This window comes from Bradyrhizobium sp. (assembly GCF_019242285.1).
In the GTDB taxonomy this organism is placed as follows: Bacteria; Pseudomonadota; Alphaproteobacteria; order Rhizobiales; family Xanthobacteraceae; genus Bradyrhizobium.
This window is the reverse complement of record NZ_JAFAVV010000174.1, coordinates 1-8,741: the sequence shown is the minus strand read 5'-3', so window position 1 is coordinate 8,741 and position 8,741 is coordinate 1. Positions and strand designations below refer to the sequence as shown.

Sequence of the window (8,741 nt, the reverse complement as noted above, 5' to 3'; positions counted from 1 at the left end):
TTCGGTCAGCATGGCAGTCGGGGTCGCGATACTCGCAATCACGCCGGCCTATGCGGTGATTGGCATCGCCGCGCCGATCCTCATCACACTGGCTCGTCTGATCCAGGGGTTTTCCGCGGGCGGTGAGTTTGCGAGCGCGACCTCGCTTCTCGTTGAATATGCGCCCGCTGGGCGCAAAGCGCTCTATACCTGCAGCCAAATGGTTTCCCAAGCTATTACGGTCGCGATTACCATCGTCATCGTCCTCCTGCTGAACTGGACTCTGTCACCCCAGGCTGTGGAAAATTATGGTTGGCGCGCCGTCTTCGTCGTCGGCAGTCTCATCGGCCCAGTTGGTTTCTACATGCGCTCGAAACTCGCCGAATCGCCCGAATTCGCCGAATACATCAGGACCAAAGGGGGGCCTGCGCGCACGCCGTTACGAGACGTGCTCGCCCATTATCCTTGGCAGGCCATCTGCATGGCCGGGATCGTGGTGGTCGGCTCTGCCTCGTTTTACCTGTTCCTCGTGTTCCTACCTATCTACGCGGTGCGCGGACTTAAACTCACCATGGACCAGGCTCAAGTAGCGACGCTGATCGGCTGCATGTTTCAGGTGCCAGCGCTGCTTCTGTCGGCTTGGCTCGCGGATCGCCACGGACGCCGCGCGGTCTTACTGCCTGCCTGCATCGCCTATACGATGATCTCCTACCCTCTGTTGTCGGGCTTGATCCGCGAGCCAAGTTTCGTGTCGTTTCTGTTCGTGCAATGCATAGCCAATGTGCTCGTTGGATTGGTATCCGGGGCACTGCCCGCGCTGCTCTCGGAGCTGCTTCCTACCCAGATCCGATCTAGCGGAATCGGCATCGTCTACAACCTGACGGGAGCAGCGTTCGGGGGACTTGGTCCCTTCTTCATCACTACCGTGATGAACGCCACGGGCGACCGGCTGGCTCCGGCCTATTGGGCGTTGGTCACCGGAATCATCGGCGCGATTGCTGTCTATTGCGTGCGCTACGTGCGCAGGCCCCCCTGGACCGCTGAGCAGAACGCAAAATCCCCGCTCGCCAAAAGCGAGCCACAAGGCACGCCCGTACCGATTGCCACGGGAGAGCCATCTCACCACTTAAGGTAGGATTTCCGATCGACAACTTTTAGTTGTTCGCGCATGCCAGGTTCTTGATCAACCACGGAGTGGAAGAACGCCAAGCCTAAGGAGAAACGCGCCGATGAAGGAGATTGTTTGTTAATGCGACTTGATTGGGCTTCGGCTGTGCCGAACGGCTCTTAGGCAAACGATGCTTGCATCTATCGCGCTGTTCAATCTCGCATTGCGGACGAGATCGAGGCCGCGCAGCGAGAGGATGCGATGGAAGCCGGAGCGATCGGACGGCCCAAGCAGAAACGGAAAGGCTTCGATTTCTACTCTCGGCACAGGTCTGATCACCGGTGCCTCGGACGACGATCGCTAAGGCAGCGGCACCTCGAGCCAGGCTAGTGCTCAGCTCGGCACCTCCGAATGGTCCAGAGGTGAACACATCGGTACCGCTTGTCGTTGTCCACCACCGGTTCAGCGAGGCGCTTGAATTGGGGACTGCGATCATATCCAATTGCGATCTCCTCGAAGGAGTCCGGTTTGTTGGTCCGATCAAACAAGTGCAGCAGTCGCTTCGCAGGCACGATTGCGGTCGTTGGTCTGCTTGCGGCGACCCACGCGTTGGCGCAGGAAGGCAAGAAGACTGACGACGATAAACCTGCCGATCCTGACACCGGAGAGAGCACGATCGAAGAAAAGACGCTCGGGCTTTTGCCGAATCCGTTGCAGAAATACGGGATCAAATTCGCGGCCACCTACATCGGCGAAGTGCTCGGCAACGCCTCTGGCGGACTGAAGCAGGGCGCGATCTATGACGGCCGATTGAATCTTGCCGTGGACGTCGATCTGCAGAAGCTCGTCGGGATCAACAAATTCACTTTTCACGCCAACATGTTTCAGATTCATGGTGACGGGCTGTCGCGCAGCAACTTGCAGAACTTCTTCGTCGTCAGCGGCATTGAAGCGCTGCCGTCCACCAGGCTCTACGAAGCCTATTTCGAGAAGCAGTGGGGCGAGAAGAAGGTGTCGCTTAAGTTCGGCCAGCTCGCGGCCGACAGCGAGTTCTTCAACACCAAGTACGCTGATGTCTTCACCAACGCCTCCATGGGCTGGCCAGCAATTACGTCAGTCGATCTGCCCAGCGGCGGACCCTCGCCGCCCCTCGCGGCGATGGGAACCCGGCTCCTGGTCAACATCACCGATCAGCTATCCGTGCTGGGCGGCGTCTTCGACGGCAATCAGGCAGGGCCAGGATCCGGCGACGCGCAGGAGCGCGATCGCTACGGCATTAATTTCCGCATCAACGATCCACCGCTTCTGCTCGGTCAGATCCAATACGCCTGGAACAACAAGAAGGGCGACCCCCGTCTTTCCGGCCAAATCAAACTCGGCGGTTGGCAACACTTCGGATCCTTTGCTGACCAGCGACTCGCATCCAACGGCGTTTCACTCGCCGCCTCAGCGAGCAGCGGCGCGCCCTTATTTCTGTCTGGCGACGCAGGAGCATGGGCAGTCTTCGAACAGCAGGTCTATCGGGTGCCGCAGAGCGACGATCGCGGCATAGGATTGTTCGCCCGCCTGGCCGGAGCGCCTGCCGATCGCAACCTGATTGATCTTTACGGGGACGCGGGCATCGAGTTCATCGGCCTCGGCAACGATCGGCCGGACGACAAGTTCGGGATCGCCGCCGGCTATGCTCACGTCTCCAAGCGCGCACAGGCGCTTGATGCAGATTACAGAGCATTGATCAACCCGAATTGGCCTATGCGAAGCTTCGAGGGGTTGCTCACCGCTGTCTACCAGTATCAGGTGCGCGACGGATGGACCCTTCAGCCCAACTTCCAATACCTCATCCATCCGGGCGGGGGCGCGACCAATCCGTCTGGATCCCTTGCAGGCAGGGCTCTCAAGAACGCGACGGTCTTCGGGGTGCGAACGACCCTGAAGTTTTGAAGCCTGCTCCCAAAATGCGAGCGGTTTGCCCAAAGGGCCCTGCCCTCGGTGAAAGAAGTTCGATGGCCCTACCGGGCCATCCGAATTGGAATAAGGAATATCGCGATGCTGCGACTCGAACCAGACCTGCCATCCCCGCGCCCAGTAGACGCGTCTTGTCGCCGCGAAGCGCGGCGGAGGTGCTTGTGCAGTTAAACGCGATAGTCCTGGATAGCCTTGTTCGCGATCTCTTCTGCTCCTCTGCTGGCCCACGGCCACGGAACGAGTTCCCTCTCCCGGCGTTCCCCTAGCGCCCTTTTCCAAGGAGGACTCCGAATGGGACTTTTCACCAAGGATATAAAGTCGATGGAAGACCTGCTGATCCACGGTCTTCAGGACATCTACTACGCCGAGCAGCAGATCGTTAAGTCGCTCCCTAAGATGATCGAGAAGGCCACGAACCGTGACCTGGTTGCTGGCCTGAAGGGTCATCTCGAAGAGACCAACAAACAGATCGAGCGGCTGCGGAAGGTATTCGAGAAGCTCGGCAAGGAGCCCAGCGGGACCCAGTGTCCGGCCATCGACGGCATCATCAAGGAAGCCGACGAAACCGCCGGCGAGATCGAGGACAAGGCGGTGCTGGACGCCGCTCTCGTCGCCAACGCGCAAGCCGTCGAACATTACGAGATTTGCCGTTACGGAACGCTGATCGCCTGGGCGGAAGAGCTCGGTCACGACGATATCGTGCGTTTCCTGACGACGAACCTCAACGAGGAAAAGGCGGCGAACAGCAAGCTTAACACGGTCGCGCTGCGCAAGGGTGTCAATGCCAAGGGGTCGACTGCTGCCTGATCCCAAGAAATCTTCGAACCGAGGGCTTCGCACGAACGGCGGAGCCCTCGGTGTTTCGAGATGCAGAAGGCATCCTGACATCGCATCGGGCCGAAACCGCCATGTCGCGACAAGCACGCGGACTTGGTGTTATTTCCTTCGCCACAGCTTCGACATGGGCCCGTCTGCGCCGTAGACGGGGTCCTTTCGGGGCGGCGGGACCCGGCTTATCGACTTGAGGACACGGGGACGATCCTCGATACGCGTGCACTCGTCGTACGATCCCGTAGATGGGTAGGCCCCAACCACGAGGAAGTCGGCACTGGCGGAAAGGCACTGGTGGCCGGTTCCAGCCGGCAGGACCGCCACATCTCCAGCTTTCAGGGTGAAGATTCTGCCCTTGTTGCCGCCGAGGCGAACCCGGCCCTTTCCGCGGGCAATTCCCAAAACCTCATGAATGCGGGAATGATAGTGGACATAGTCGTAGATGCCGTCACGCCAGCTGTCGCTCCAGCCGTTTGCTTCGAACAAGTCTTCCAATATTGCTGCGGGATCGTAACGCTTCTCCAGATGGAGTGCACCGCGATAAAGGATCAGCGGCCATCGCGGATGGTTTGGGATAAGACCATCATCCTTGAAGCGGACCGCGTGGGCCTTGCGGGGCTTCACAAGATCTTTCGCCTGGCGTTTTCCGGGCCGCCCGATGCTGATGGCCCTCTCGGTATATTCTTTCAGATCTTCAAGGAACGGCATGATCATTCTCCGGAGCAGCGGCGCCACCAGCCCTGACGGCCGCAGGAGGACGATGACATAACGCCGCTAACGGGCAAGCAGCGTCCTTCGAAATGCACCGGAGCCACGAGGCGCGTTCCGGCGGCTCGCTCTATGTACACTTCTGAACATCGTGTTCCTGCACTCGTATGGCGCGCTCTGGAACCAACGCCTCGGCCCGGAGTTCGACTGGAAACAACAAGAACAAACAAGAGGGAAAACCATGGGACGCTCAGTCGAAGACATCCGGCAGGAGTCGGAACGAAGCCGCGCGGAGCTTGCCGCGACTGTCGACCTGCTCAGGAACAGGGTCAAGGATACGGCCGAGGACATTCGCTACAAGGTCTCGCCGGCGGGAATCAAATCGGAAGCAGCTACTTACCTTCATCAGAAAGGAAGGGGCTGGCTCGACGACTTAAAGCAGCGCGCCATCGACAATCCCGTTCAGGCGATCGCCGTCGGCGCGGCCGCGGCAGCGCCGGTCATTCGGCTGGCGCGCAGCATTCCGATGCCGCTGCTGCTGATGGCGGCCGGGCTGGCGATAAGCTCCAAATCGGTTCGTGAGCAGGCTTCGAACTTGGCGGGGCCGATCGTCGAGCGGGCACAGGAGCTTGCATCCGATGCGTCGGACCGGGTCCAGACGGCGGGGCAAGGGCTGAAGGAAAGGGCAGCGGGCGCCATCCAGCAGGTGACCGGCACGGCGACGGAGATTGGCGACGCCGCTTCCGGCAGAATGGCTGACCTTCAGGACCAGGCTGAGAGGGCCCGCGCGAACTTGAGCGACAAGGTCGCAGCCGGCGCGCAGGCCACCAAGGAAACGATGCAGCAGGTGCGGGCCAAGGCCGGCAATGCCCTCTCCTCCGCACCCGACGCCGCCCGCGAGACGATCCGGGACAACCTTGTTCTGGTCGGTAGCCTTGGCGTGGCAATCGGGGCCCTTCTTGCTTCATCGCTTCCAACCAGCCGGGCAGAATCCGCGGCCTTGGGGCGGTCCAGTTCGAAAGTGAAAAGGGCTGCGGCCGCCGCCGCTCAATCCGGCTTCGAGACGGCAAAGGAGACCGCGTTCTCGGCGGCCGACGCAGCGATGCGCAGCGTGGCCGAGGCGGATCTCGGCGGTCACGCGAGCCGCATCACTGAAGAGGCCGCCGATACTCTCAGGACAGTAACCGAAGATGTCATCACCACGGCCTTTGAGCCATCCCACGCCAACCATCCCGAATTCGATCGAGGCAATCATGAGTGAAACCGATCTGCACACCGACGACAGGGCCTCGCAAACCTTGACGGACCAAATCGCCGACGCCGGACAACAAGCCAAGGAGCGCGCGGGGCAGGCCTTCAGAGCCTCTGCTGACACGGCGCGTGAGCGCTTCAAGGAAGCCGCCGATGCCGCGTCGGATGTCGCATCCGAGGCCGCCGACCAGATCCAGGAACACGCACGCAAGCAGCAGCATGCAGGTGCCGACTTCGTGGATCGCTTGGCCAGGAACATCCGCGAAGCTTCCCGTGCCTTCGAAGGCGACGCGCCTTTTGCGGCGCGGAGCATCAATTCAGCCGCCGGCTACGTCGAGGACGCAGCCGATAAGCTCCGTGACGGCACGCTGGGTGATCTCATCGCCGGCGCCAGGGATTTCGCCCGGCGGCAACCCACGGCATTTCTCGGCTTGTCGGTTCTCGCCGGCTTCGCGGTCATTCGTTTGTTGAAGGCCTCGGACGAAGACAGCGCCAAAGAGGATGATAATCATGAATGACGAGCAAGATCGCGGCATTCCGCAATTGCTCGGAGATGCCCTTTCGCAATTTACCAGGCTCTTCCAGAACGAGATCGACCTTGCGAAAGCCGAGTTGGGCGAGAAGGCTCAGCAGGTGGGAATTGCGGTGGGTTTGCTGGCCGGTGGCGCAGCGCTGCTCATTCCCGCCGTAGTGATGGCGCTCTTCGCCTTTTCGGCGGCGCTGATCTCGGCCGGTTGGTCACAACCCCTCTCCTACCTCGCTTCTGCGATCCTGGACTTGCTCTTGGCTGCGGTGCTGGTTGCCTTCGCCCTCAACCGACTTGAGGCAAGAAAACTTGCCCCCACCGAAACCTTGCGCCAGCTCGACAAGGACAAGGCAACCGTGAAAGGAATGGTCAGATGAGCACGCCAAGTCGTTTCGTGGACAGTCTGACCGCGGCGGCTCGCGCAAACCCCGTCGGCGCGGCTCTGGTGACCGGGGGCGCCATGTGGCTGCTGCTGGGCAACCAGGGTCTTAAATCGATCGGGAGCGGCGTGGCGGCGGCTGCCGAGCCTCTCGCCGACCTCACCACTCACAACATCAGGAAAGCTGCCAGCCGCGGGAAAAACACCCGGGAGGACGGTGATCGGAGCGTTCGCGAGACCGGTGGCGACCTCCGTGACAGTGCGAAAGCTGCGATGCACGCAGCCTCCGGCGCGGCTTCGAGCACGATTGGCTCGCTGCAGGACGCGGTCGAGAGTGGCACCGCCCGCGTCCGAGATGCACTGGACGGCATGCCTGACGTGCGCTCCACGGCCAGGCAGGCCTACGGCAAGGCGCAGAGCTCTCTCGCCGAAACGCTCGAACGTCAGCCTCTGTTGCTTGGCGCTATCGGACTTGCCATCGGCGCGATGGCCGCAGGCGCCTTTGAGTCCACCAGGACCGAGAAGGAATGGTTGGGGCCGCTGAGCGAGGATCTGAAATCTCGCGCCCAGCGCCACGGCGGCGCGCTTTCGAAAAGTCTCAAGGAAGCAGCCGATACGGTGAGCAACCAGGCAAGCGAGGTCGCGGAAGAAGCGCTCGAACGCGTTCGAGGTGCTGGCGCGGACGCGATCGATGCGGTCCGAACGTCCAAGATCGCCGCCAACCATCCGCAATTCGACCGACCCCACTGATGCCCGTTCTCGACGGTCCCCATGTGGAATATCCTGAAGGAAGCCGCCAGCAACTGGTCCGCTCACAAGGACGCGCGGCAGGGAGCGGCGCTTGCATATTACTCCGTGTTTTCGATCGGACCGGTGATCGTCATCGCTATCGCGATCGCGGGTGTGTTGTTCGGCCGGGACGCCGTGACCGGTCAGGTCGCGGCATCAATCAAGGGAATGATCGGTGAAACTGGCGCGCAAGCGGTCCAGGCCATGCTCTCGGAAGCCGGCCGTCCACGGGAAGGTCTGCTCGCATCGGCGCTAGGGACCGCGGCCGTCGTGCTCGCCGCCGTGGGGGTCGTCGTTCAGCTCAAGGATGCCCTGAATATCGTCTGGGAAGTCGACGAAACCAAGGAAACCGGTGTCCGGCATTTCGTGCTCAACTACGTGGCGTCGTTCGCAGCCGTATTGGCTCTTGGATTTCTTTTGATGGTGTCGCTGGTCGTGACGACCGCGGTGTCGGCTTTTGGTAATTATGCCGGGTCGCACCTCCAGGAGTGGTTGCTGCATCTCCTGACTCTCGTCGTTTCCTTTGCGGTCATCTCGCTGCTGTTCGCGATGATGTTCAAATGGCTGCCGGACGCATCCGTCGACTGGTACGATGTCTGGGTTGGCGCTGCCGTCACTGCGGCGCTGTTCGAGATCGGCAAGTTCGCGATCGGATACTACATTGGCCGACAGGGCCTGGAATCCACCTACGGTGCTGCGGCCTCGATCATCGTCGTGCTGATTTGGGTCTACTATTCCTCCCAAATCATCTTGTTCGGCGCCGAAATCACGCATGCCTTCGCCGCGCATCAGGGCTCGATCAATGCGCGCCGGGCCGGCTGATCGGGGCCGGCAGTCCGAAGCGACGTCCATTGCCAAGGGTGACCGTCAACGAGCCCCAGGCGCGATTTTCCACTTGCAGTGCCCGCTCACGTGGGCAGCGCGTCGCGATCAGAGCTGGCCCAATCGTGTCCAGTCCGAGGGCCTCGCTGCCAGCAAATCGCGGAGCGACGGAGCGCTCGGCGCAACAGAAGGTTGTGGGACGTCGCTAATCGTGAGGTCGATGACGCCGCCGTCGCGACGCTTTCAATCACAATTGAGTCATTGCGACACGCCGCCCACGCCGATTTTACGCTGCGACTTTCCTCGCCGCTTCCACGAGCGGAATTCCGCGCCAAAATCCGGACAGAAGAAAGCCCCTGAAAACGTCTTGTTCTCAAGGGCTT

The 8,741-nt window shown here is 61.1% G+C and carries 9 protein-coding genes; 8 read left to right on the top strand and 1 reads right to left on the bottom strand.

Annotated elements, in window-relative coordinates; translation table 11 throughout:
* From JOY90_RS06575 to JOY90_RS06565, 3 genes are all read left to right on the top strand, one after another.
* A partial coding sequence (locus JOY90_RS06575) for an MFS transporter (RefSeq protein WP_291690339.1) occupies window positions 1–1,114 on the top strand: 1,114 nt, incomplete at its 5' end.
* Between the two features lie 504 nt (window positions 1,115–1,618).
* Window positions 1,619–3,028, top strand: coding sequence for a carbohydrate porin (locus tag JOY90_RS06570; protein ID WP_291690338.1), 1,410 nt, complete (start codon window positions 1,619–1,621; stop codon window positions 3,026–3,028).
* Window positions 3,029–3,343: 315 nt separating this feature from the next.
* Window positions 3,344–3,859: a ferritin-like domain-containing protein gene (locus JOY90_RS06565; RefSeq protein WP_291690340.1), complete on the top strand. Its 516-nt coding sequence runs from the start codon at window positions 3,344–3,346 to the stop codon at window positions 3,857–3,859.
* Window positions 3,860–3,988: 129 nt separating this feature from the next.
* On the opposite strand, the gene JOY90_RS06560 is transcribed toward JOY90_RS06565, so the two are convergent.
* The gene (locus tag JOY90_RS06560; protein WP_291690337.1) at window positions 3,989–4,591 is read right to left on the bottom strand and encodes a cupin domain-containing protein; all 603 of its coding nucleotides are present in this window, start codon (window positions 4,589–4,591) and stop codon (window positions 3,989–3,991) included.
* Window positions 4,592–4,832: 241 nt separating this feature from the next.
* Here JOY90_RS06560 and JOY90_RS06555 point away from each other — a divergent pair, with 241 nt between their 5' ends.
* The 5 genes from JOY90_RS06555 to JOY90_RS06535 all read left to right on the top strand — a co-directional run bounded on the left by JOY90_RS06555 (window position 4,833) and on the right by JOY90_RS06535 (window position 8,358).
* Window positions 4,833–5,852, top strand: coding sequence for a DUF3618 domain-containing protein (locus JOY90_RS06555; protein ID WP_291690336.1), 1,020 nt, complete (start codon window positions 4,833–4,835; stop codon window positions 5,850–5,852).
* Window positions 5,845–6,360, top strand: coding sequence for a hypothetical protein (locus JOY90_RS06550; protein ID WP_291690335.1), 516 nt, complete (start codon window positions 5,845–5,847; stop codon window positions 6,358–6,360). Before JOY90_RS06555 ends, JOY90_RS06550 begins: the two co-directional genes overlap by 8 nt.
* A complete protein-coding gene (locus tag JOY90_RS06545; protein WP_291690334.1) occupies window positions 6,344–6,745 on the top strand; it encodes a phage holin family protein in 402 nt (133 codons plus the stop codon). Before JOY90_RS06550 ends, JOY90_RS06545 begins: the two co-directional genes overlap by 17 nt.
* A gap of 83 nt (window positions 6,746–6,828) precedes the next feature.
* Complete coding sequence (locus JOY90_RS06540; RefSeq protein ID WP_291690333.1) at window positions 6,829–7,497, top strand: hypothetical protein; 669 nt, start codon at window positions 6,829–6,831, stop codon at window positions 7,495–7,497.
* Between the two features lie 21 nt (window positions 7,498–7,518).
* Complete coding sequence (locus JOY90_RS06535) at window positions 7,519–8,358, top strand: YihY/virulence factor BrkB family protein (protein ID WP_291690332.1); 840 nt, start codon at window positions 7,519–7,521, stop codon at window positions 8,356–8,358.
* Window positions 8,359–8,741: the final 383 nt, after the last annotated feature.

Coding starts and splice junctions, on each gene's coding strand:
- JOY90_RS06555 (WP_291690336.1), top strand. CDS start 4,833: ATGGGACGCTCAGTCGAAGACATCCGGCAGGAGTCGGAACGAAGCCGC.
- JOY90_RS06565 (WP_291690340.1), top strand. CDS start 3,344: ATGGGACTTTTCACCAAGGATATAAAGTCGATGGAAGACCTGCTGATC.
- JOY90_RS06550 (WP_291690335.1), top strand. CDS start 5,845: ATGAGTGAAACCGATCTGCACACCGACGACAGGGCCTCGCAAACCTTG.
- JOY90_RS06540 (WP_291690333.1), top strand. CDS start 6,829: ATGTGGCTGCTGCTGGGCAACCAGGGTCTTAAATCGATCGGGAGCGGC.
- JOY90_RS06560 (WP_291690337.1), bottom strand. CDS start 4,591: ATGCCGTTCCTTGAAGATCTGAAAGAATATACCGAGAGGGCCATCAGC.
- JOY90_RS06545 (WP_291690334.1), top strand. CDS start 6,344: ATGATAATCATGAATGACGAGCAAGATCGCGGCATTCCGCAATTGCTC.
- JOY90_RS06535 (WP_291690332.1), top strand. CDS start 7,519: ATGTGGAATATCCTGAAGGAAGCCGCCAGCAACTGGTCCGCTCACAAG.